Origin of the sequence: Achromobacter sp. UBA4530, from assembly GCF_002388205.1 — a bacterium.
Lineage (GTDB): Bacteria > Pseudomonadota > Gammaproteobacteria > Burkholderiales > Burkholderiaceae_B > Achromobacter > Achromobacter animicus.
In genome coordinates, this window is the sequence record NZ_DGMA01000022.1 from 22,447 (window position 1) to 45,933 (window position 23,487).

Sequence of the window (23,487 nt, forward strand, 5' to 3'; positions counted from 1 at the left end):
ACGCTACGAATCGGTACAATGGCCCGTTGATTCCTCTGTTTTTTCTGACCGTCATGAACGCTTCGACCCTGCCCGACGTAGAACAAGCCCGCTTCAATATGGTGGAACAGCAGATCCGCCCGTGGGACGTCCTGGACGCCAACGTGCTGCAAGCGCTGTTCGATGTGCGCCGCGAACAATTCGTTCCGCCGGCCCTGCGTGGCCTGGCGTTTTCCGACCTGGAGCTGCCGCTCGAGATCAACGCGGTCAACACCCGCGAGAACATGCTCGCCCCCAAGGTCGAAGCACGCCTCGCGCAAGAACTGCTGCTGACCAAGTCCGACTGCGTGCTGGAAATCGGCACGGGTTCCGGCTATCAGGCCGCGCTCCTGGGCTACCTGGCGCAACAAGTCACCTCCGTCGAGATCGACAGCCGCCTGGTGACCTTCGCGCAGCAGAACCTGCAGATGAACAACGTCACCAACGTCAAGGTCGAAACCGGCGACGCCCGCAATGGCTGGGGCTCCACCGAATACGACGCCATCCTGGTCACCGGTTCCGTGCCGGTCGTGCCGGACGCGCTGAAGTACCAGCTGCGCGTGGGCGGCCGCCTTGTCGTGGTGGTTGGCCAAGCCCCCATCATGACCGCCTGTCGCATCACCCGCACCACCGCCGCCAGCTTCGAAACCGTCAAGCTCTTCGAAACGGTCATCAAGCCGTTGCGCGGCGTCACGGTGTCGCAGTTCAAGTTCTAACTCCGCGACCTCGCCGCCTTTTGCCCGGCCCCCATGGGGCCGGCGTCACGTCCGGCGGCCCGGCGTATCGTTGAAAGATCATGCGCGTCCGCTCACTTACGGCTTTACTGGTTTTCACCTGCGCCGCAAGTGCCGGCCCGCTGACCGCGTCCGCCCAGAACCTGGTCCAGGTCTGGCAGGCCGCGCTGGGCAATGACCCCACCTACGCCGCCGCGCGCGCCAACTACCGCGCCGGCCTCGAAAAAGAACCCCAGGCCCGCGCCCTGCTGCTGCCCCTGATCACCGCCGAAGCCGGCGGCGCCTACCAGGAAACCCGCAGCACCCGCGGCCTGTCCTACGCCTACAGCGGCGGCCGCGGCGTGTGGGACCTGGCGCTCACCCAGCCGCTCTTCGACTGGGGCCGCTGGCAGAACTTCGAGCAATCCAAGCTCATCGTCGCCGACGTCGAAGTGCAACTCCAGCAGGCCTACCAAGACCTCTTGCTGCGCGTCGCCGACGCCTACTTCAACGTCCTGTACGCCCAGGACACCCTGACCGCCACCGAAGCCGAAAAAACCGCCGTCGCCGGCCAGCTTGAATCCGCCAAGCGCAACTTCGAACTCGGCAACGCCACCATCACCGACACCTACGAGGCCCAGTCGCGCTACGACCTCGTCGTCGCCCAGGAACTGCGCCTGCAGAACGACCTGGAAGTGCGCCGCGACGAACTCGCCAAGATCATCGGCACGCAGCCCGGCGCCCTGGCCGAACTGCCCTACGGCGTGCAACTGCCCGCCCCCCAGCCCGCCCGCATCGCCGACTGGAGCAACCAGGCCGAAACCTCCAGCCTCGAAGTCCTGCGCGCGCAATTGCTGACCCGCATCGCCGGCCGCGAAATCCAGATCGCCAAGAGCGGCCACTACCCCACCCTGAACCTGCGCGCCACCAGCGGCAGCGCCAGCGACGCCGTCATGCGCAACGCCGCCCCCGGCAAGCCCATCGACAACACCATCGGCGTGGTCCTCTCCATCCCCCTGTACTCCGGCGGCGGCGTGTCCTCGCAGGTCACGGAAAAGGTCGAACTGGAACAGAAGGCGCGCTACGACTACGAAACCGCCCGCCGCCAGGCCGTCCAGGCCACCCGCCAGTACTACACCGGCGTCACCAGTGGCCTGGCCCGCATCCAGGCCCTGGAAGCCGGCGAAAAATCCAGCCGCGCCGCGGTAGAAGCCAACCGCACCGGCTACGAAGTCGGCGTGCGCATCAACCTGGACGTCCTGAACGCCCAGCAACAGCTCTACGCCACCCAACGCGACCTGGCCCTGGCCCGCTACAGCACAGTACTTTCCAGCCTGCGCCTGAAGGCCACCAGCGGCATCCTGGCGGAATCGGACCTGGAAGCGATCAACCGGCTGCTGCGTCCGGCGCGCTGAGGGCGTTTCCGCTGCTGCGACCAGTGTCTGACACCCTTGGTGCACTGTCTGGAACGGAAGATCCTCTCTACGGGTGTCAGACACCTACTTTTGATCTCGGCGGGTGTCAACACCTGATCGCCCCGCCCCCCACCAGCGCGCGAGCGCACACCCCCACGACGCCCCACAACTCAGATGCCGATTGCCGCCGCCCGGGCGGCAGCAATTCGGCGGCCCCGCAGATCCCCTGCCCCGTCCACAGGTCTTGCAGCGCGCAAACTAAAGACCCTGGCAGCACGGTGACCGCGGCGCCGGGCGACCTACGAAGATCCCCGGCGCGACATACGATCCGTTAGCGGCCAAAAGAAAAGACGGCCATCAAGGGGCCGCCTTCCATTCATCCGCTACACAATCCAAAGCAAATTCACCCGCCCTGAATCTTCTTCACCAACGCCGTCGTAGACCGCTCAAACTCAAAAGGAATCGCAACGGCACGTCCGCCCCAGGTCTTCACCAGCGCAGTCTCCGGCAACGTCTCCATATCATAATCGCCACCCTTGACGATCAGATCGGGCTTGATCTCTCCGATCAGCGCCTCAGGCGTGTCTTCATGGAAGGACGTGACTACGGTCACGAAACCCAACGCCGCCAGCAACGCCGCCCGATCTTCCATGCGATTTAGCGGACGCTCCGAACCCTTACCCAGCCGCCGCACCGACTCATCCGTATTCACGGCGACAATCAACGTCGCCCCCAACTGCGCCGCCTGATCCAGATACGTCGCATGTCCGCGATGCAGGATGTCGAACACCCCGTTCGTAAACACCAGCGGCTGCGGATAGCGGCCAGCGGCAACGGCAGCGACGAGTTCGTCGCGGGACAGGACCTTGGATTCGAAGCGGGCGGCAGGCATGCGGCGATTATAGGAGGGATCAGGCGCCGCCCAGGATGATCTCTTTGTCCTTCGGCACGATCAGCGCCGACACTTCCTTCCGGTAGCGGTTCAGATCCTTCACCGTCTCGAAGCTGCGGTCCAACAGCTTCGACAGGATGTGCAGAATCCGCGTCGCCACCTTTTGCTCCCACACGCCGTCAAAGCGGATCTGCGTATCCAGCCAATGCTCCAGCCAGCCCGGCTCCGGCAGGCGCGACTGCACCGTGTCGTTCGGGAACAGATCCTTGTTCACGTGCAGATTGGTCGGATGCAGCGCCTGCTGCGTGCGGCCCGCCGACGCCATCAGCACCCCGATCTTCGAGAACGCCAGACGCGCCTCTGCGCTCGTGTCCTGTCCGCGGTCATGCAGCGCGCGGCGCATGTATTGCAGATAGGCGCCCGCGTGGCGCGCCTCGTCCTGCGCCACCGTCTTGTAGATCGCCTTGATCACCGGCTCCGTGTGCCATTCGGCCGCGCGGCGGTACCAGTGGTTCAGGCGGACCTCGCCGCAGAAGTGCAGCATCAGCGTTTCAAGTTCAGGGGCCTTGTCGAATTCAAAGCGCACGTTGTGCAGCTCTTCCTCGGTCGGCACCAGGTCCGGGCAGAAGCGGCGCAGATACTCGATCAGCACCAGCGAATGCTTTTGCTCTTCAAAGAACCAGACCGACATGAACGCGCAGAAATCACTGTCGCCGCGGTTGTCGCGCAGGAACATCTCGGTGGCCGGCAGCGCCGCCCACTCCGTGATGGCGTTCATCTTGATCGTGTGGGCTTGTTCGTCCGAGAGCTTGCTGCGGTCGAAATCGCCCCACGGAATATCGTGCGCCATGTTCCATCGCACGGCTTCCATGGTCTTGAAGAGTTCTGGATAAAGCATATTCTGCCCTTGTATTCGTCCCGCTAGTGGGGCTATGAAAATTGATGAATGGCGCGCGCGTTCTTATAGGCTCGGGCGCTGCATGCCACTTTGCGCAGCGCTATTTTTCGCCGTCTCCCGCGAAGCTATGATGACCGTTTCATGAATGAAACATGACAGTAAGGTCTAGATCATCGCGCCGCCTATCGGGTCAACGCCCATATCGCGACCCCGACTGCCAGCGCCAGCACGCCAACCAGCGCTGCAACCAGCCGGTTGTTCTGCTCTTGTGCGCGGCGTAACTGCATCATCTCGGCCAGCATCGCGGGCGAGACATTGGGTCGGCTCAGATGGTCATGGACCAGCCTGGGCAGGGCGGGCAGCATTTGCGACCACTGCACGGCCTCTTTTTCCAGGCTTTTCCGCAAGCCCTGGAATCCGACACGCTGACGCATCCAGCGTTCCAGATAGGGTTTTGCGGTCTTCCAGAGGTCGAGGTTGGGATCGAGCTGACGGCCCAGTCCCTCGACGTTCAGCAGGGTCTTCTGCAACAGGACCAGCTGCGGCTGGATTTCAACGTTGAAACGGCGCGAGGTCTGGAAGAGCCGCAGCAGCACCTGCCCCAGCGAGATCTCCGACAGCGGCCGGTCAAAATACGGTTCGCAGACGGCGCGCACCGCGCCTTCCAGCTCTTCCTCGCGCGTATCCGGCGGCACCCAGCCCGATTCGATATGCAGTTGCGCCACGCGGCGATAGTCACGATGGAAAAAGGCCAGGAAATTCTGCGCCAGGTAATTCTTGTCGAACTCGGACAACGAGCCCACGATGCCGAAGTCCAGCGCGATATAGCTGCCCAGCGTGCCGGGGCGGTCCGACACGTAAATGTTGCCCGGGTGCATGTCCGCATGGAAGAAGCCGTCGGTGAACACCTGCGTAAAGAAGATCTCCACGCCCGTGCGCGCCAACGTAGGAATGTCGATGCCGGCTTCGCGCATGCGCTCGACCTGGCCCACGGGCATGCCGTACATGCGCTGCATCGTGAACACGGTGGAAGCCGTGTATTCCCAGATCACCTCGGGCACGATCAGCATGTCGCCGCGGCCGGATTCCGGGCCGAAATTGCGTCGCAGCTGGCTGCAATTGGAGGCCTCGCGCACCAGGTCCAGCTCGTCGTGCAGGTACTTGTCGAACTCCGCGACAACCTCGCGCGGCTTCAGGCGGCGGCCATCGGCGCCCAGGCGCTCGATGATGCGCGCCACGACCTTCAAGAGCGACATGTCCTTTTCGATGATGCTGAGCATGCCCGGACGCAGCACCTTCACGGCGACCTCGCGGCCATCGTGCAGCACCGCGAAGTGAACCTGCGCGATGGACGCCGACGCCACCGGGTCCACGTCGAACTGCGCGAACAGCTTTTCGGGCGGTGCACCCAGCGCCGCCTCGATGCAGGCAGCCGCCTGGGCGGACGGGAACGGCGGCACGCGATCCTGCAGCAACGCCAGTTCGTTGGCGATGTCGGCGGGGATCAGGTCCCGGCGGGTGGACAGCACCTGCCCGAACTTCACAAAGATGGGACCCAGCGATTCCAAAGCCAGACGCAGGCGCTGCCCGCGCGGCGAGCGCGGACGCGTGCCCAGGCGCATGACGCGCAGCAGGCACGTGGCCAGCGGGTGATTCAGGCTGGACAGGACAAGCTCGTCCAGGCCGTAGCGCAGCGAGACGACGATGATGCGAAAGAGGCGCAGCAAGGGGAACATGGATCAGGCGCCCCGCTTTGCGCCGGCCGAGGCCAGGCGGGTTTGCAGCGCGGCCGCCGATCGCGCCAGCGCATCCGCGCGCGCGTTAAGTTCGGCCAGGTCCAGGCGCCATTGCTCCAGGGCCGGGCGGCCCGCCAGCACACCGCTTTCTTCGGACAGGTATTCAGAGACATTCTCGGCCAGCCGCTGACCCGCATTGCGAGCCCCGCCGGCCACCGCGCGCGCGCCGCCCACGATGCGCAGCGCGGCGATGTCGCCCACCACACGGGCAAGCGCGTCTTCGGGGTCGAACCGCAATTGCTTGGACAGATCTGCGACCACCTGCGCCAGCGCCGCGTCGCCAGATATATGCGTAGCCTCGGCGAAATCGGGCTTGTCGTGCCCCGCGCCCAGACGCGGCAACGGCAGCTTGTCTGGCGACACGGTCAGCGTGACATCGGGCACCACGGCCGGATCGGCCTGGTCCGCCAGTCCGTCGCTGTCAATCGACAGACCCAGCGTGAAGCCGCCCATGACGAAACGCACCGTCTTGCCGGCATGCCGCGCCAGGCGTTCGCGCGCCCAGTCCTCACGCCGCAACAGGGCGTTGAGGGCGCTGACGGCCAGGCGCTTGGGGGTGGGCAGGAACGAAAAAGGCAGCATGAGCGGTTGCAAGGACCCGGGAGGGCTTGCCGAAGTTGATGGGTAAATCGGGAGTGTAACGGGTTAGATGGGAGCCTGTTTTGCGGAAGGCACATGGAAAAACCGGCCCTTTGGGGGCCGGTTCATGCGGACGCCGTGACGGCGTCCGCGGCAGAGGGCCGGTCGAGCCGGACCGCCAGGGTTTAGCTGGCGTGTTCCACCGGGATCTGCTGGATGCCGGCCAGCAACCAGCCGCCATTGGCCGGCTTGAACAGGTTCCAGACTTCTTCGAAGCGGAAAGCTTCGGCGCCCGGGGCCTCGCGCAGCATGCCGGAGAAGCGCACGCTGGCCAGGTGACCGTCGGAGACGGTTTCGATGCCCAGCATCTCGGCGTTCAGCAGGACCACTTCGGTCTTGTTGGGCGCCGCGCCGCGCTCGGCCAGTTGCGGCTTGAGTTCGGTGATCAGGTCGTCGGTCAGGAATTCACGCAGACCGTCGGTGCTGCCGCTGTCCCAGACGGCCTGGATGCGGACGAACTGTTCCTTGGCTTGCTTCAGGAAGGCCGGCGTGTCGAAATCGCCCGGCACGAACCAGTTGTTGTCATCGCCCGCCTTGGGCAGGACGGCCGGCGGCTCGATGGGAGCGGCGGCCACCGGTGCGGCGGCTGCAGGCGCGGCGGCGCCGGGCTTCAGCGCTTCACGCCACATCGGCTGCTGTTGCTGCTGGCCCGAGGCGTTGTTGTTGCCGCCAAATGCGCCCTGGGTGGCAGTGCGCGGACCGGCGCCGCGCAGGCGGCGGATGATGAACATGACGGCAAAGACGACAGCGGCGATCAGCAGCGCGGACGACAGGAATTCCAGGAATGCGCCCGACAGGCCCATGCTGGAGAGCAGCGCGGCGATACCCAGACCGGCGGCGATGCCGGCGATGGGGCCCAACCAACGAGAAGCGCCGCTCTTGGCGGCGGCGCCCGCTGCGCCGGCCGTTGCGGCACCGGCGGCTGCCGGCGCGGCGGTGGCGCCTGCGGTGTTGCTGTTGGCAGCCGGCGGCGTGGTGGCCTGACGCTGCGTCGTGACATTGGAGGATTGACGGCCCACGCTGGCGCCGCCGCCGGCGCGACGGGCTTCGGCGTCAAACGACGCCGTCACCAGCGCAGCGCCCGAAACGGCGATGAGCGCTGCCGCGACAAAGCGCGAAAGACAGAATTTGGACATAGATTTGCTCCCTCGTACTCGCGCCCCCGCTGCCCCGAGCAACGGGAGGGCCTCGCAATACGCGAGACCATCTGCGCGACTTTTCTTACAGTAATCTGAATGGCGTAAGAATAACGGACAAGCCGCCGCCCCACAAGTTCCCCGCGGGACGGCGAAATCCGCCGTGGTCGCCGGGCGTCAGCCCAGACGGACGCCTTCGTGCAGCGCGGCGATGCCCGCTGTCAGGTTGAAATATTGCACCCGCTCCAGGCCGGCGGTGCGCAGCATGTCGGCCAGCGTCTCCTGGTCGGGGTGCATGCGGATGGATTCGGCCAGGTAACGGTAGCTGGCCTCGTCCTTGGCGATCTTCTTGCCCAGCCACGGCAGGACGTTGAACGAATACCAGTCGTACGCGGGCGACAGCGGCTTGGCGATGCGCGAGAACTCCAGGACGAGCAGCTTGCCGCCCGGCTTGAGCACGCGGGTCATTTCGGCCAGGGCGCGGTCCTTGTGGGTCATGTTGCGCAGACCGAAGGCCACGCTGACGCGGTCGAAGTAACCGGTGGGGAACGGCAGGCGCTCGGCGTCGCAGACCGCGGTGGGCACCAGCAGGCCGGCGTCAGTGAGACGATCGCGGCCCACGCGCAGCATGGAATCGTTGATGTCGGTCAGCCAGACCTCGCCCGTGGGGCCGGCACGCTTGGCGAAGGCGCGCGCCAGATCGCCCGTGCCGCCGGCGATGTCCAGCACCTTCATGCCGGGGCGGATGGCGGCGCGGCCGATGGTGAAGGCCTTCCAGACGCGATGCAGGCCCGCCGACATGAAATCGTTCATGACGTCGTAGCGCTGGGCGACTGAATGGAAGACTTCGGCGACCTTGCGGGCCTTTTCGCCTTCGGGGACCGACTGGAAGCCGAAGTGCGTGGAGGTCGAGCCGGAACCGGCGGATTGTTGCGATTCGGAGGGGTTTTGCATGGTGAATTCCCGATATATCGGTCAATGGTAGCCTATCGGGCGCGCGCCTGCGGCGTGCCCGGACCCGCCGAATGACGCGCTGCGGTCACATACCTGAAATATTGCGGCCATACTATCGCAATGTTCGCGCCGCGCCGGCGCTCAGAAGTGTGCCCAATTCGATATGTCCAGCACCATCCTCGTCGTCGAAGACGAACCCGCCATCCAGGAACTGATCGCCGTCAACCTGTCCTTCGCTGGCCACAAGGTGCTGCGCGCCTTCGACGCCGACCAGGCCCAGACGCTGATCCGCGCCGAGCTTCCCGATCTGATCCTGCTGGATTGGATGCTCCCGGGAACCTCCGGCCTGGCCATGGCGCGCAAGCTGCGCAACGACGAACGCACCCGCGCCGTCCCGGTCATCATGCTGACCGCCAAGGGCTCCGAGCAGGACAAGGTGGACGGCCTGGAGGCCGGCGCCGACGACTACATCACCAAGCCCTTCTCGCCCAAGGAGCTGATGGCCCGCATCAAGGCCGTGCTGCGCCGCCGCGCGCCGCAGCTGACCGACGACGTCATCGACGTCGGCGGCCTGAAGCTCGATCCGGTGACGCATCGCCTGTCGGGCAACAGCCAGTCCCTGCAGATCGGCCCCACCGAATTCCGTCTGCTCCACTTCTTCATGACGCACCCGGAGCGCGTGTTCTCGCGCTCGCAGCTGCTGGATCAGGTGTGGGGCGACCACGTCTTCGTGGAAGAACGCACGGTCGACGTGCACATCCGCCGCCTGCGCAAGGCCCTGGAACCCAGCGGCCATGACGCGCATGTGGAAACGGTCCGCGGCAGCGGCTATCGGTTTACGGCACAGCTCCCGACGCGGTAAAACTGGCGCACGATGATCTGGCTGCGCACGCTTATATTTGTCGCCCTGTGGGCGGTGGTTGCCTTACTGGCGCAATGGCTTATTGGAGACCCCGCGGGCTGGGTCGTGTTTTCCGCTTCGCTGACCGCCATGCTGCTATGGCGCAGCTGGCGGCTGACGCTGGTCTCTCGCTGGGCCAATCAACCCGACTCCGCCCCGCCCGCCTCTGTCGGCCCCTGGGACGACATTCTTGCTCCGCTCTATCGGTACACCCGCGCCCGCGCACGTGAACTGACTGAAACCCGCGACACCATGCAAGGAATGCTGGCGGCTGCCCAGGCCCTGCCCGACGGCGCCGTCACGCTGAACGAAGACTTTCAGATCGACTGGTGCAACCGCATGGCGCGCCAGCATCTGGGTCTGCGCTTGCCGGCCGATCGCGGACACAACCTTCTGAACCTGCTGCGCGCGCCGGAATTCGTGGAATACGCGCATCGCCCGTCCTGGCCCGAACCCATCCTGGTGCGGCTGGGCCAGCAAGGCCAGGAACGGCTGATGATGATGCAGTTGACGGCGTACGCCAGCAACCAGCGTCTGCTCATCACCCGCGACGTCACGCAGATCGAGCGCCTGGAAACCACGCGCCGCGATTTCGTGGCCAACGTCTCGCACGAACTGCGCACCCCGCTGACGGTGCTGGCGGGTTTTCTGGAAACGCTGCGCGACATGCCCGACGACGCGCTGCCGCAGGAGCAGCGCGAGCAGTACATCGACATGATGCATGAGCAGGCGCACCGCATGCAGGCCATCGTGGAAGACCTGCTGACGCTGTCCACGCTGGAATCGTCGCCGGGCAGCGATCCGCGCGCGGTCAACATGGGCGCGCTGCTGCAAAAGGCGCGCCAGCAGATCGAAGCGCTGTCGGGCGGCCGGCACCAGTTGGTCTGGCACATCGACGAAACCCTGGACGTGCTGGGCGCCGAAAACGAGCTGACCTCGGCCCTGTCCAACCTGCTGACCAACGCCGTGCGCTACACCCCGGACGGCGGCACCATCACCGTGCGTTGGGAGCGCGAACCCGAAGGCGGCGCGTGCTACAGCGTGCAGGACACGGGCATCGGCATCCCGGCGCGCCATCTGCCGCGCCTGACCGAACGCTTCTACCGCGTGGACCGGGGCCGGTCGCGCGCCGTTGGCGGCACGGGGCTGGGCCTGGCGATCACCAAGCATATCGCCATGCGGCACGACGCCGAACTGCTGATTACCAGCGAACCCGGCAAAGGCAGCGTCTTCTCGCTGCGCTTTCCCGCCGACCGCATCGCCATCGCCGAGACGGCTTGAATTCCGCTCGCGCGGGCGCCTGAGTGCGCCCCGCCGGTGGTAAATTTTTGGCCATGCGCATCCTGGTCATTGAAGACGAACCCAAACTGGCCGACTACCTGAAGAAGGGACTGTCGGAACAAAGCCACGTCGTGGACGTGGCGCGCGACGGCGTCGATGGCCGCCATCTGGCGCTGGAAGGCGCGTACGACCTCATCGTGCTCGACGTCATGCTGCCCGGCGTGGATGGTTTCGAGGTCCTGGCCTCGGTGCGCGCGCACAAGGACACCCCGATCCTGATGCTGACCGCCCGCGATGCGGTAGAAGACCGGGTCCGCGGCCTGGAGGGCGGCGCCGACGACTACCTCGTCAAACCCTTTGCATTTTCCGAACTGCTGGCCCGGGTGCAGGCGTTGCTGCGCCGCGGCCGCTCGCAGGAGCCCACGCTGCTGCGCCTGGCAGACCTGGAGCTGGATCTTGCCAGCCGGCGTGCCCAGCGCGGCGGCCACCGCCTGGACCTGACCGCCAAGGAATTCAGCCTGCTGGCCCTGCTGCTGCGCCGCCAGGGACAGGTGCTGTCGCGCACGACCCTGGCCGAACAGGTCTGGGACATGAACTTCGACAGCGACACCAACGTGATCGACGTCGCCGTGCGGCGCCTGCGCGGCAAGCTGGACGATCCCTTCGACTCGAAACTGCTGCACACCGTGCGTGGCATGGGGTATGTGCTGGAATCGCGCGTCGCCCCGGGTGGCAGCCCCCGATGATCCGCCCGCGCGTGCGGTCCATGCAGGCGAGGCTGACGCTGCTGTTGGGCGCCATCGCGCTGCTGGTCTCAAGCCTTGCCGGGGCGACCCTCTTCTGGGCGCTCAAGCGCGAGGTCGAACGTCAGGAGATCACCGAAGTCAGCGGCAAGCTCGAACTCATCGACCACCTGATCGACATGCAGAACAGCGCCAGCGGCCTGCACGATCTGGCGGCCACCTTCGACCAGATGCGCGCGGGGCAGGGCCAGCTCGGTATCTGGATCGTCGACGCGCACGGCAAGGCCGTCTATGGCGGCACGCCGCCCGAGACGCTGGCGTCGCCGGACGGTCGCCAGGTCCTGCTGGAAACGCCCGATGGCGGCCGCATGCGCGGCCTGCGCGTCGCCATGAACGATCGCATTCTGCCTGGCGCGCAGTTGACCGTGGCGGTCAGCACCCGGACCAGTTCGCAATTTCTTTACGCCTACGGCACGGCCCTCGCGCTGATCTGCGCGCTGTGGGTGGGCGCCACCGTCGTGCTGGCGGCATGGGCCGTGCGGCGCAGCATGGCGCCGGCGCGCCGGCTGTCCGAACAGGCCGCGGGCATCCAGCCCGATAACCTGGCGCGCCGCCTCCCGCTGGAAGACACCGACCGCGAATTGCATGACCTGGTGCGCTCCTTCAACCGCACGCTGGACCGGCTGCAGGCGGCCTACCAGCAGATGGAGGGATTCAATGCCGACGTGGCGCACGAACTGCGCACGCCGCTGGCGACGCTCATCAATGGCACGCAGGTCATGCTGTCCGCGCCGCGCGACGCCGCCGAGCTGCGCGACGCGCTGGAATCCAATCTGGAAGAGCTGGAAGATCTGAAGACGCTGGTCAACGACATGCTGTTCCTTGCCCGGGCCGACCGTGGCGAACGTGCGGCCGATCTGGCTCCGGTGTCACTGGCCGCGGAAGCGCGGCGCGTTGCCGAATACTACGAAGCCACGCTGGAAGAACACGGCGTGCAGCTGCGCTGCGAGGGCGACGCCACCGTGGCCGCCAACCGGGGCCTCGCGCGACGCGCGCTGGCCAACCTGATTTCCAATGCCATCAAGGCCACGCCACCCGGCGGCGGGATCGTGGTGGCCTGCTCCCGCATCCCCGGCGGCGCGCGCGTCACGGTCCGCAACCCCGGGCCGCCCATCCCGCCCGCCGACCTGCCCCGCATCTTCGACCGCTTTTTCCGCGCCGGCCCGACGCGCGCCCCGCGCAGCGAAGGCCACGGCCTGGGTCTTGCCATCGTGCGCGCCATTGCGCTCATGCACGGCGGCGAGGCCGATGCAGTGTCAGACACCACCGGCACTGTCGTCGGCATCACGCTGATGGATCCGGCGGCAGGGCCGAACATTACAAAAACGTAATCTGCGCGACAGGATCGGGTCACCCCCGGTTTCTTAAAGTGCCATCACGCTCATTCCCTCTGCAAGGATTCTCGTGAAAGGCACTCTGCTACGCACTTCGTTCGCCGCCCTGGCGCTCATGCTATCCGCCGCGGCGTTGGCCGCAGGCGACCACGCGCATGGCAGCCACGCGCAGCCCGCCGCCGCAGCGCCCATCGGCACGCCGGGCGATCCGGCCCGCGTCACGCGCACGGTCGAGATCGACATGAACGACGCCATGCGCTTTTCGCCCGCCACCATCGACGTGAAGGCCGGCGAAACCGTCCGCCTGAACGTGCACAACTCCGGCAAGATCCGGCATGAGCTCGTACTGGGCACCGATGCCGACCTGCAGGCGCACTACGCCATGATGATGAAAGATCCCGGCATGCGGCACGAGGAACCCAATGCCGTGTCGCTGGAAGCCGGCAAAAGCGGCCAGATCGTGTGGCGCTTCGACAAGGCGGGCACGGTGTCGTTTGGTTGCCTGGAGCCCGGCCACTATGCGGCGGGAATGAAGGGTTCCGTCTCGGTGCTGTGACATGACGGCGCCCTCATTCACGACCCGCCGCCGCTTCGTGCAGGGCCTGGCCACGGGCGGCGCACTGGCCGCGCTGGGCGGCTGGCGCCATGCGCTGGCCCGGCCCGCCACCGTGCCAACGGCCGAATTGCGCGGCACTGAATTCCATCTGGAGATCGGCGAGACGCCGGTGAACTTCACGGGGGCCGCGCGCGTGGCCACCACGATCAACGGCAGCCTCCCCGCGCCTCTGCTGCGCTGGCGCGAGGGCGATACGGTCACGCTGCATGTCACCAACCGCCTGCGCGAGCAGACGTCGATCCACTGGCACGGCATCCTGTTGCCCAGCAACATGGACGGCGTGCCGGGCCTGAGCTTTGCCGGCATCGATCCCGGCCAGACCTTCACGTACCGGTTCGATGTTCGCCAGAGCGGGACCTACTGGTATCACAGCCACTCGGGTTTCCAGGAGCAGACGGGCCTGTACGGCGCCATCGTCATCGAGCCGCGGCGCCGCGATCCCATCGCATCCGATCGCGACTACACGGTGCTGTTGTCGGACTGGACAGACGAAGACCCGATGCACGTGTTCAACAAGCTGAAGGTGATGCCCGACTACTACAACCGCATCCAGCCCAGCGTGCAGGGCTTGTCGCAAGATGCCCGCGACCGCGGCTGGCATGCGGCGCTGGGCGAGCGCCTGATGTGGGAACGCATGCGCATGAACCCGACGGACCTGGCGGACGTGTCGGGCGCGACCTACACCTACCTCACCAATGGCGCCACGCCGGCCGCCAATTGGACCGGGCTTTTCACGCCAGGCGAGCGAGTGCGGCTGCGATTCATCAACGGCTCGGCGATGACGTACTTTGACGTTCGAATCCCGGGCCTGAAGATGACCGTCGTGGCCGCCGACGGACTGGACGTGCGGCCCGTGGACGTCGAGGAATTCCGCATCGGCGTCGCGGAAACCTATGACGTCATCGTCGAACCTCTGGAAGACCGCGCCTACACGATCTTTTCGCAGGCGATGGACCGCTCCGGCTACGCGCGGGCCACGCTTGCGCCACGTCCGGGCATAGAGGGCGACGTGCCCGAGATGGATCGCGTGCAGGTGCTGGGCATGATGGACATGGGCATGGCGCATGACATGGGCATGGCGCATGACATGGGCGGATCGCAGGCCATGCAGGCCGGGCACGGCGATCATGGCGCCGGCGCGGACCAGGGCGGCATGGTCGAGGTCAGGCACCCCTACCCCGCCGAGCGCGGCGTGGGCAATTCCATGCTGCCTGACGTGGTGTCGACCCGCCTGGACGATCCCGGCCCCGGACTGCGCGACAACGGCCGCCGCGTGCTGACCTATGCGGACTTGCGGTCGGTGCGGGAGCCCGACGACGACCGCGCGCCCTCGCGCGAGATCGAGCTGCACCTGACGGGCAACATGGAGCGCTACATGTGGTCGTTCAACGGCGTGAAGTTCTCGGACGCGCGGCCCATCGTGCTGCGCCACGGCGAGCGCGTGCGCTTCGTGCTGGTCAACGACACGATGATGACGCATCCCATCCACCTGCACGGCCTGTGGAGCGACCTGGAGTCCCCGGATGGCGCGTTCCAGGTCCGCAAGCACACGATCTCGCTGAACCCGGCGCAGCGCATCAGCTATCGCGTCAGCGCCGACACGCGTGGAAACTGGGCCTACCACTGCCATCTGCTGTATCACATGGAGGCCGGCATGTTCAGGGCGGTCGTGGTGGAGTAAACGATGAAGCCGAACAGTTTCCAGAAACACGCGCCGGCCCTTTGCGCAATCGCCCTTGCGCTGGCGCCCCCACTGGCCGCGGCTCAAGCGGCGCAAATGGATCATGCCGGCATGACCGGGATGGACCACGGCTCGATGGACCATGGCCAGGCGCCGTCACCGGACAGCCCGGAAAGCCACCAGGGTATGGACCATGCAGAGGCGAACCATGACGCGCCCGCCGCAGACGCCCCGCCCGTCGGCAGCCTGCCCGCAAGTGATGGCGAAGGCCCGCGCGGCTACGACAGCTACGGCATCCATCCGCACATGATGGACAACGCGCCCACGTGGCAGGTGCTGTTCGACAAATTCGGCGGATCGCGCAATCGCGATGGGCAGAACGCGCTCGAATGGGATGGCCGCTTCTGGTTCGGCACCGCCACGGACCGCCTGCTCGTCAAGAGCGAGGGCGAGCGCGAAAGCGGCGGCGGGTCGGACGGCAAGGTCGAGGCCTTCTGGAGCCACGCCATCTCGCCATTCTGGGATCTGCAACTGGGTGCGCGCCGGGACATCGGCGCAGGCCCCAAGCGCAACTGGGCCGCGGTCGGCGTCGAAGGCTTGCTGCCCTACAACATCGAACTGACGGCCACTGCCTATGCAGGCCCGTCAGGCCGCAGCGCCCTGGCGCTGAAGGCTGAGTACGATCTGCTGCTGACCCAGCGCCTGATATTCACGCCCGAACTGCAAGCCAGCGTCTACGGCAAGAACGACCCGCAACGCGGCATCGGTTCCGGTCTGTCGCAGGGATCCCTGTCCCTGCGCCTGCGTTACGAGGTGACGCGCGAATTCGCTCCCTACGTTGGCGTATCCTTTGAACGGAAGTTCGGCCAGACGGCAAGCTATGCCTCGGACGCCGGCGAGAGCCGGTCGCAGGCAGCCGTCATCGCGGGCGTGCGGTTCTGGTTCTGACCGGCCCGCGCCAGAACATCCCCTTTATCCCCCGGAGCATCATGAACGTTTCCCGTCTTACGCGCCGCCTCGTCCTTGCCGCGGCCCTCAGCATCCCCGCGATTGCCGCCGCGCAGGCGCCCGTCAAAGTCGAAGTGTGGAAGACGCCCACCTGCGGCTGCTGTGAAGACTGGGTCAAACACATGCGCGACAACGGCTTTGAGGTCGTCACGCACGACGTCGACGACACCGGCCCCATCCGCCCCAACGCGGGCATGGCCAACTACGGTTCCTGCCACACCGCGATGGTGGATGGCTACGCGGTGGAAGGCCACGTGCCGGCCAGCGACGTGCGCCGGCTGCTGCTCGAAAAGCCGGACGCGGCGGGTATTTCGGCCCCCGGCATGCCGCTGGGGTCCCCGGGCATGGACGGTCCGGAATATGGCGGGCGCAAGACGCCGCACGACGTGGTGCTGGTCGACAGGCGCGGCGGCGCCAAGGTTTTCCAGGCTTACCGCTGAGCCGCGCCTGAAACAATTCACCCACACCGTCTCAATGGCTACTCCTTGCACTGCAGCAAAAATGGTCCACAATAAATAATTGCGTTTCTCACCAACCCTTGGCAGTCATGGCACAAATCGTCCTGTTCGAGAACATCCACCCGAGCGCCCGCGCCGTCTTCGAGGCCGCCGGTTACACCGATATCGTCACGCATGCCGCGGCCCTGCCGCCGGCGCAATTGCACGACGCCCTGCGCGGCGTGCAAGTGGCGGGGATCCGTTCTCGCACGCACCTGGACGCCGCCCTGCTGTCCGGCAACCCCGATCTGCGCGTCGTCGGGTGCTTCTGCATCGGCACGAACCAGGTCGATCTGGACACCGCCATGCAGCGCGGCATCCCGGTCTTCAATGCGCCGTTCTCCAACACGCGCTCGGTCGCCGAGCTGGTGCTGGGCGAGGCCATCCTGCTGCTGCGCCGGATTCCCGAAAAGAACGCCCGGGTCCATCAGGGCCATTGGGACAAGAGCGCCGCGGGCGCGTTTGAGACGCGCGGCAAGACGCTGGGCATCGTCGGCTACGGCAACATCGGCTCGCAGATCAGCACCCTGGCCGAAAGCCTGGGCATGCGCGTCATCTATCACGACGTCGAGGCCAAGCTGCCGCTGGGCAACGCCCGCCCCGCCGGCACGCTGAACGATCTGCTGGAACAGGCCGATGTCGTGACGCTGCACGTCCCTGGCGGCAAGTCCACCGAAAACATCATGAACGCCGAGACCATCGGCCGCATGCGCCGCGGCGCCATCCTGATCAACGCCTCGCGCGGCGCGGTCGTCGACATCGACGCACTGCACGCGGCGCTGAAATCCGGCCACCTGGCCGGCGCCGCGCTGGACGTGTTCCCCACCGAGCCCAAGAGCGCCGACGAACCGCTGGCCAGCCCGCTGATCGGCATGCCCAACGTCATCCTCACCCCGCACATCGGCGGCAGCACGCAGGAATCCCAAGAGAACATCGGCCGCGAAGTCGCCGAAAAGCTCGTGCGCTTCCTGCAGGCCGGCACCACCAAGGGCGCGGTCAACTTCCCCGAGCTGCCGTTCCTGGAACAGGCCGGCGGCACGCGCATCCTGCACGTGCACCGCAACGCGCCCGGGGCGCTGGGCGCGCTGGACAACCTGATGGCGCAACACGGCCTGAACATCGTCAGCCAGACCCTGCAGACGCGCGGCCAGATCGGCTACGTGATCACCGACGTGGAGGGTCAGGTCGACGACATCGTCATGACCGCCTTGCGCGATCACCCGATCACGGTCCGCTGCGACCGGCTGTAAAAGCGAAAGCCCCTTCGGGGGCTTTTTTGTTGAGCGACCGGCTGGCGTGTAATGGCGTCAAACCCCTGCCGGATCACCCGCCGCCCGATGCAGGCATTGCGCGATCTTTTCGCGGACGCTGCCCGGGTCGAACGGCAGGCGGCCGATGATGCCTATTTCGCGGTGAAACGCGTGTTCGTCCAGGGGCAGCAGCCGCAGCCCCGTCATGTCCAGACGCCGCAGCCGGGGCAGCAGCGCCACGCCCAGCCCGTGCCGGACCATCCCCGCGATGGCCTCGATCTCGTCTAGCTCCACGGCCTCATGCACGGTGATCCGGTGCTTCTTCAGGAATACATCCACCACCCGCCCGCCGAACGAAGCGCGGTCGTAGCGGATGAAGGGCTGGGTCGCCAGCAGTTCCCGCCAAGGCGCCACCGGCATCGATTCCGGTATGGCCAGCATCACCGGCTCGCTCATCAACGGCTGCCATCCCAGTTCGGGCGGCAAGGCGAACGGCGGGCGGATCAGCACGGCCAGATCCACTTCGCCCGCGTCCACCTGACCCAGCAGCGACAGCGACACACCGGGCACGATGCGCACGCGCACGTCGGGATAGACCGCGCGGAACTCGCCCACCGCGTGGACCAGCAGATCCTGCTGCACGGACGCAATCGCGCCGATGCGCAGCAGCCCGCTGACATGGGCGCCGCCGGCAGACGCCGCCATGCGTTCGGCCATGGCGACCAGCTCTTCGGCCTGGGGCAGCATCTCGCGGCCCTGCGCGTTCAGCAGGGCCGCGCGCGGACTGCGGTCAAAGAGTGCGACGCCCAGATACTCTTCCAGGCGCCGGATCTGGGCGCTGACTGCGGACTGCGTGAGTCCAAGTTGCGCCCCCGCCCCGGTGAAGGTGCCGTCCCGCGCCACGGCGATGAAGGTCTTAAATTCTTTGAGCACAATCAATTTTTTCGATGCTAAGACTCGAAAAATATCGTTTTGCTATAAAAAAAACAATACTTAAACTACGTCCTGGTGCTAAAGCCGACGCGACTGCGGCGGCCGCCCACCCCGAACGCTCATCTTTCCTTTGCCTGACCCGGAGCCTTGCATGTCCGCTCAAACCAACCTGCCGCCGTTCCACCTGGCCTTCCCCGTGAGGGATCTGGCCGAAGCCCGCGCCTTCTACGGCGAAAAGCTGGGCTGTCCGGAGGGGCGCAGCTCCTCCGAATGGATCGACTTCAATTTCTACGGCCACCAGATCGTGGCTCACCTGGCGCCCAGCGAGTGTGGCCACAAAGCCACCAGCGCGGTCGATTCGCACAATGTGCCCGTGCGCCATTTCGGCGCTGTGCTTTCCATGGAACAATGGGAAGCCATGGCCAAGCGCCTGACCGACGCCAAGACCGAGTTCGTGATCGAACCCTACATCCGCTTCAAGGGCGAGGTCGGCGAACAGGCCACCATGTTCTTCCTGGATCCGTCGGGCAACGCGCTGGAATTCAAGGCGTTCAAGAACATGGATTCGTTGTTCGCCAAGTAACCCGTCACTACAGGTTTCGTGCCGTTGAACGTAAATTCAGACCCGCTTTCTCCGGCCGAAACCCGCTGGCGCATCCTGCCCCAGGGTGACCGCTGCCTGATCATTTCCTTCGGCGAACACATCGACGCCGCCATCGGCCGCACGTGCCTGGCGGCGGCCCGCATGCTGCGCGACGCACGGCTGCCGGGCGTTACCGATGTGGTGCCCTCCTTCGTCGCCGTGGCCGTGCATTACCGGCCCGGCGGACAGGGCGAAGGCCCCACCTACGCCTCACTCTCCGAACACATCCAGGCTTTGCTGGCCGGCGGCATTCCGACCGGCGATGCGGGCGGACGCGAGGTCGACATCCCCGTCTGCTATGGCGGTGAACACGGTCCCGACCTGGCCGAGGTCGCCCGCGCGGCGCGCATTTCGCCCGACGCCGTCATCCAGTTGCACAGCGAACCGCGCAGCATGGTGTTCATGCTGGGATTTGCCCCCGGACATGCCTATCTGGGCGTGCACGACGAAAAACTGAACATTCCCCGCCGCCCCTCGCCGCGTACGGCCGTACCGCCGGGCGCAGTGGCCATCGCCAACCGCCAGACCGTGATCTACCCAAACCGGTTGCCGGGCGGCTGGAACATCATCGGCGCCACGCCGCTCGTCATGTTCGACCCGGCCCGCGAACCCGCCGCCCTGCTGCAGCCCGGCGACACCGTGCGCTTCGTGCCGATCGCGCCCGACGAATTCGACCGCATCCGGGGGAACCGCCCATGAGCGTGACGGTGATCAAGCCGGGCATGCTGTCCAGTTTCCAGGACCGCGGGCGCGACGGCTATCAGCATCAGGGCATTCCGGCAGCGGGCGCCATGGACGAGCGCGCCCACCGGCTTGCCAATGCCCTGGCGGGCAACGAAGACGACCCGGCCACGCTGGAAATCACGCTGACCGGCCCCACGCTGCGTTTCGACGTGCCGGCCTGTTTCGCACTGGCGGGCGCCGACTTGGGCGCCACGCTGAATGGCCAGGACATTCCCCTGCTGCGTCCGCTGATCGCGCGCGCGGGCGACGTGCTGGCCTTCGGCGCGAGGCCCGCCGCCGGCGTGCGCGCCTATCTGGCCGTGCACGGCGGGTTCGCGCTGACGCCCGTCATGGGCAGCGAAACCACGTACCTGCGCAGCGGATTCGGTGGCTTTGAAGGACGCGCGCTCGCCAAAGGCGACGTCGTCCCCCTGCGCCGGCCGCTGCCGCCGGACGGCGATGCCGCCGCCTTGCAGAAGGCGCTGTGGGACGTGCGCGTCTATCTGCCCGCGACGCTGGGCAACAAGCAGCGCGACTTCATCCGCTTTCTGCCCGGCGTGCACTGGCCGGAATTCTCGCAAAGCAGCCGCCGCGCGTTTGCGGAGTCGGATTTTCGCATCAGTCCGCAGTCGGACCGCATGGGTTACCGACTGCTCGGCCGCCCGCTCGCCATGAACCAGCCGCGGCAGATGCTGTCCGAAGCGGCCTGTTTCGGCACCGTGCAGGTGCCTTCGGGCGGCGAGGCCATCATCCTCATGGCCGACCGGCAGACCACCGGCGGCTATCCGAAGATTGCGCAGATCGCCACCGTGGATCTGCCCGCCCTGGCGCAGTCCGCGCCCGGCCAGACGCTGCGTTTCCAGCGGATCGAGCTGGAAGAAGCGCAGCGCCTGGACGGCGAGCGCGAGCGCGCGTTTGCCCAACTGCACGCCGCGCTTGAACCGCTGCGCGCGCTGCTGGCCTAGAAAGGAACCCGTTATGACCACCCGCATCGACCTCAATTGCGACATGGGCGAAAGCTATGGCGCCTGGACCATGGGCAACGACGCGGCAGTGCTGCAGTTCGTCAGCTCCGCCAACATCGCCTGTGGCTTTCACGGCGGCGACCCGGCCACCATGCGCAAGACCGTGGCCGCGGCATTGGCGCGAGGGGTGGCGCTGGGCGCCCACCCCAGCCTGCAGGACCTGGCGGGATTTGGCCGCCGCGTCATCCAGATCAGTCCGGACGAGGCCTATGACATCGTCGTGTACCAGATCGGCGCACTGGCCGGCGTGGCGGCCTCGCAAGGCGCGCGGCTGCATCACGTGAAGGCGCACGGCGCCCTCTACAACATGGCAGCCAAGGACGCGCCGCTGGCAAAAGCCATCTGCCAGGCGGTCAAGGACGTGGACGCCTCGCTGATCCTGTACGGGCTGGCGGGCAGCAAACTGATCGATGCGGCGCGCGCCGTTGGGCTGTCGGCCGCCAATGAAGTCTTCGCGGACCGCTCCTACCAGGACGACGGTTCCCTTACCCCGCGCACGCGCGCAGGCGCCATGATCGAAGACGTGGATGTGGCCGTCGCGCAGGTCGTGCGGATGGTGCGGGAAGGGTTGGTGCGGTCGGTGGACGGCAAGGATGTGCCGGTGCAGGCCGACACGCTTTGCATCCATGGCGACCAGCCCAACGCGCTGGTCTTTGCCAATGGCATCCGCAGCGCGCTGGAGCAGGCGGGCATCGAGGTGCGCACGCCGCCCCGCGGCTAAGGCAGGCGCAATAGCTAGGCGTCGTCGAGCGATGCCTCGCGGTACGCCCGCACGATGTCGGGCAGCACCTGCACCACGTACTTGCGCGTCAACGCCGCGGCGTGGTCGAAATCCCGGACGCGCAGGGCCTGGATGACGCCTTCCGTATAGATCGGAATCTTGTTGGCCTCCAGTGACCGGCTGGCCAGCATGTGGCGCAACGGCTCGATCTGTTCGTACACCTTGCCGAGCATGCTGGTCAGCGGCGCATTGCCGGTAAAGCGCGCGGCGGCCAGGTAAAAATCGCGCGAGGCGGCGATAAAGCCGCGCCCATCGAGGCGGCCCATCGCGGCGACGATCGCCTCATGCTGTGTGGTCAGTTCGGCCACCAGCGCGCTCAGATCGGGCATCTCGGCGACCTGCCGGATGCAATAGGCTTCCAGCTCCGCGCGCAGCATGTACAGATGGCGGATCTGGGTTTCGGTATAGAGGGTGACCCGGAACCCCTTGCGCTGGATGTGCGTCACCAGCCCGCTCAGTTCCAACAGACGCAGCGCTTCCCGGATGGGGCTGCGGCTGGTGCCGAAGCGCTGTTCCAGTTCCTGTTCCCGTAACGGCTGCCCGGGCCGGATAGTGCCGTTCACTATCAACTCACGAATCTGTTCCTGTAGGAAATACGGAATCGTGGCGGGCGCTTTGACGTCCAATCGGCTCCCCTTCTACTGCGTATGCAAGCTATGAGACCCAGACAAGATACTAGAAATCTATTGAAACAGAAATAGAAATAATGTTTCACACAATAGACACGGCATCGCATGGCCGTCTGCGGGCAAGGCGGGAAGGACAAATTTGACCGCTCGGCGCGGTCAGTCCCAGTCGTCGCGGTAGACGAATTTGGGCATCTGCCAGTTGAAGCGCAGGGCCATGAGGCGCATGGTCAGCCCCGCGGCCAGCGCGATGGGCACCGACGCGTTGGCCGACAGGCCGAGCGACATCGAGCCCAGATACAGTGCGCCGGTCACCAGCGACACGCTGGCGTAGAGTTCCTTGCGGAACAGCAGCGGCACCTCGTTGCACAGCACGTCGCGCAGCACCCCGCCGGCGCACCCGGTGATCATGCCGCTGATCAGCACGACGGTGATCGGCAACTGCATCATCTGCGCCACCTGGCAGCCGATGACCGTGAACGCCACCAGACCCAGCGCGTCAGCCAGCAGGAACACGCTGCGCAAGCGGCGCATGACCGGCGCGATCAGCGCGGTCAGGATCGCTGCCCCGCCCGTCATCCACAGGTACTCGGGATGCACGACCCAGGTCAGCGGATAGTGCCCCAGCAGCACGTCGCGCAGCGATCCGCCGCCCAGCGCCGTCACGCACGCGATGATGCAGACGCCCATCCAGTCCATGTCGCGCCGCCCCGCCGACAGTGCGGCCGTCATGGCTTCGGCAACGATGGCGACCAGGTACAGCGTGTGCAGCAGGGCGGGCGACAGATCGGTAAACATAGGTGGGGGGGTAGCTTGGGCAGGCCCCATTGTATTGAGCCTTGCCGGCGGGCGCGCCATTGCCTGCGCGCGCATCATCCCGTACCCTCAAACCTGCGTTGACAACGATCAACGCCGGTCTCGTTT

At 66.3% G+C, this 23,487-nt stretch carries 24 protein-coding genes; 15 read left to right on the plus strand and 9 right to left on the minus strand.

Features of this window, described 5'->3' with window-relative positions:
• Positions 1-53 precede the first annotated feature (53 nt).
• Both B2W22_RS15850 and B2W22_RS15855 read left to right on the plus strand, forming a co-directional pair.
• Positions 54-734, plus strand: a complete 681-nt coding sequence (locus B2W22_RS15850; RefSeq protein ID WP_056327622.1) for a protein-L-isoaspartate O-methyltransferase family protein — start codon at positions 54-56, stop codon at positions 732-734.
• A gap of 80 nt (positions 735-814) precedes the next feature.
• The gene (locus B2W22_RS15855) at positions 815-2,146 is read left to right on the plus strand and encodes a TolC family outer membrane protein (RefSeq protein WP_175125165.1); all 1,332 of its coding nucleotides are present in this window, start codon (positions 815-817) and stop codon (positions 2,144-2,146) included.
• A gap of 403 nt (positions 2,147-2,549) precedes the next feature.
• Here the strand turns inward: B2W22_RS15855 and rfaE2 are convergent, their stop codons facing one another.
• The 6 genes from rfaE2 to ubiE form a co-directional block, all read right to left on the minus strand.
• Positions 2,550-3,038, minus strand: a complete 489-nt coding sequence (gene rfaE2, locus B2W22_RS15860) for a D-glycero-beta-D-manno-heptose 1-phosphate adenylyltransferase (protein WP_286938696.1) — start codon at positions 3,036-3,038, stop codon at positions 2,550-2,552.
• Between the two features lie 19 nt (positions 3,039-3,057).
• Complete coding sequence (locus B2W22_RS15865) at positions 3,058-3,936, minus strand: ferritin-like domain-containing protein (protein ID WP_175186041.1); 879 nt, start codon at positions 3,934-3,936, stop codon at positions 3,058-3,060.
• Between the two features lie 182 nt (positions 3,937-4,118).
• Entirely contained in the window at positions 4,119-5,672 is a 1,554-nt protein-coding gene (gene ubiB, locus B2W22_RS15870; protein ID WP_175125162.1) for a ubiquinone biosynthesis regulatory protein kinase UbiB, read from the minus strand.
• Between the two features lie 3 nt (positions 5,673-5,675).
• Positions 5,676-6,314, minus strand: a complete 639-nt coding sequence (locus B2W22_RS15875; RefSeq protein ID WP_175125161.1) for a ubiquinone biosynthesis accessory factor UbiJ — start codon at positions 6,312-6,314, stop codon at positions 5,676-5,678.
• 182 nt (positions 6,315-6,496) lie between these two features.
• On the minus strand, positions 6,497-7,507 hold the full coding sequence (locus B2W22_RS15880; RefSeq protein ID WP_175125160.1) for a Tim44 domain-containing protein: 1,011 nt from the start codon (positions 7,505-7,507) through the stop codon (positions 6,497-6,499).
• 177 nt (positions 7,508-7,684) lie between these two features.
• Positions 7,685-8,461 (minus strand): bifunctional demethylmenaquinone methyltransferase/2-methoxy-6-polyprenyl-1,4-benzoquinol methylase UbiE, encoded by a 777-nt coding sequence (ubiE, locus tag B2W22_RS15885; protein ID WP_056564732.1) that lies wholly within the window; start codon positions 8,459-8,461, stop codon positions 7,685-7,687.
• 163 nt (positions 8,462-8,624) lie between these two features.
• Between ubiE and phoB the strand changes: the two genes are divergently transcribed.
• The 9 genes from phoB (at position 8,625) to serA (ending at position 17,832) form a co-directional block, all read left to right on the plus strand.
• The gene (gene phoB, locus B2W22_RS15890) at positions 8,625-9,323 is read left to right on the plus strand and encodes a phosphate regulon transcriptional regulator PhoB (RefSeq protein WP_006227196.1); all 699 of its coding nucleotides are present in this window, start codon (positions 8,625-8,627) and stop codon (positions 9,321-9,323) included.
• A gap of 12 nt (positions 9,324-9,335) precedes the next feature.
• A complete protein-coding gene (gene phoR, locus B2W22_RS15895) occupies positions 9,336-10,643 on the plus strand; it encodes a phosphate regulon sensor histidine kinase PhoR (RefSeq protein WP_175139426.1) in 1,308 nt (435 codons plus the stop codon).
• A 53-nt stretch (positions 10,644-10,696) separates the two neighbouring features.
• Positions 10,697-11,389, plus strand: a complete 693-nt coding sequence (locus B2W22_RS15900; RefSeq protein ID WP_175139427.1) for a heavy metal response regulator transcription factor — start codon at positions 10,697-10,699, stop codon at positions 11,387-11,389.
• On the plus strand, positions 11,389-12,777 hold the full coding sequence (locus B2W22_RS15905) for a heavy metal sensor histidine kinase (RefSeq protein WP_414631970.1): 1,389 nt from the start codon (positions 11,389-11,391) through the stop codon (positions 12,775-12,777). The genes B2W22_RS15900 and B2W22_RS15905 overlap by 1 nt, the downstream gene beginning before the upstream one ends.
• A 73-nt stretch (positions 12,778-12,850) precedes the next feature.
• A complete protein-coding gene (locus B2W22_RS15910; RefSeq protein WP_286938700.1) occupies positions 12,851-13,336 on the plus strand; it encodes a cupredoxin domain-containing protein in 486 nt (161 codons plus the stop codon).
• Between the two features lies 1 nt (position 13,337).
• A complete protein-coding gene (locus tag B2W22_RS15915; RefSeq protein ID WP_286938702.1) occupies positions 13,338-15,077 on the plus strand; it encodes a copper resistance system multicopper oxidase in 1,740 nt (579 codons plus the stop codon).
• 3 nt (positions 15,078-15,080) lie between these two features.
• Complete coding sequence (locus B2W22_RS15920; RefSeq protein WP_286938704.1) at positions 15,081-16,025, plus strand: copper resistance protein B; 945 nt, start codon at positions 15,081-15,083, stop codon at positions 16,023-16,025.
• A 41-nt stretch (positions 16,026-16,066) separates the two neighbouring features.
• The gene (locus B2W22_RS15925; RefSeq protein ID WP_286938705.1) at positions 16,067-16,525 is read left to right on the plus strand and encodes a DUF411 domain-containing protein; all 459 of its coding nucleotides are present in this window, start codon (positions 16,067-16,069) and stop codon (positions 16,523-16,525) included.
• Positions 16,526-16,632: 107 nt separating this feature from the next.
• Complete coding sequence (gene serA / locus B2W22_RS15930) at positions 16,633-17,832, plus strand: phosphoglycerate dehydrogenase (protein WP_175125153.1); 1,200 nt, start codon at positions 16,633-16,635, stop codon at positions 17,830-17,832.
• Between the two features lie 57 nt (positions 17,833-17,889).
• On the opposite strand, the gene B2W22_RS15935 is transcribed toward serA, so the two are convergent.
• A complete protein-coding gene (locus B2W22_RS15935) occupies positions 17,890-18,765 on the minus strand; it encodes a LysR family transcriptional regulator (RefSeq protein WP_286938707.1) in 876 nt (291 codons plus the stop codon).
• 151 nt (positions 18,766-18,916) lie between these two features.
• Here B2W22_RS15935 and B2W22_RS15940 point away from each other — a divergent pair, with 151 nt between their 5' ends.
• From B2W22_RS15940 to B2W22_RS15955, 4 genes are read left to right on the plus strand one after another with little or no spacing between them, the layout of a single operon-like run.
• Positions 18,917-19,348, plus strand: coding sequence for a VOC family protein (locus tag B2W22_RS15940; protein ID WP_105237171.1), 432 nt, complete (start codon positions 18,917-18,919; stop codon positions 19,346-19,348).
• Between the two features lie 24 nt (positions 19,349-19,372).
• A complete protein-coding gene (gene pxpB / locus B2W22_RS15945) occupies positions 19,373-20,107 on the plus strand; it encodes a 5-oxoprolinase subunit PxpB (RefSeq protein WP_414631968.1) in 735 nt (244 codons plus the stop codon).
• Positions 20,104-21,096: a biotin-dependent carboxyltransferase family protein gene (locus B2W22_RS15950; RefSeq protein ID WP_286938710.1), complete on the plus strand. Its 993-nt coding sequence runs from the start codon at positions 20,104-20,106 to the stop codon at positions 21,094-21,096. Before pxpB ends, B2W22_RS15950 begins: the two co-directional genes overlap by 4 nt.
• Positions 21,097-21,109: 13 nt before the next feature.
• On the plus strand, positions 21,110-21,877 hold the full coding sequence (locus tag B2W22_RS15955) for a LamB/YcsF family protein (RefSeq protein WP_286938712.1): 768 nt from the start codon (positions 21,110-21,112) through the stop codon (positions 21,875-21,877).
• Positions 21,878-21,891: 14 nt separating this feature from the next.
• Here B2W22_RS15955 and B2W22_RS15960 read toward each other — a convergent pair whose 3' ends face one another.
• Both B2W22_RS15960 and B2W22_RS15965 read right to left on the minus strand, forming a co-directional pair.
• The gene (locus B2W22_RS15960; protein ID WP_175125148.1) at positions 21,892-22,563 is read right to left on the minus strand and encodes a GntR family transcriptional regulator; all 672 of its coding nucleotides are present in this window, start codon (positions 22,561-22,563) and stop codon (positions 21,892-21,894) included.
• A gap of 159 nt (positions 22,564-22,722) precedes the next feature.
• Positions 22,723-23,361: a trimeric intracellular cation channel family protein gene (locus B2W22_RS15965; RefSeq protein ID WP_056564767.1), complete on the minus strand. Its 639-nt coding sequence runs from the start codon at positions 23,359-23,361 to the stop codon at positions 22,723-22,725.
• Between the last annotated feature and the right edge of the window lie 126 nt (positions 23,362-23,487).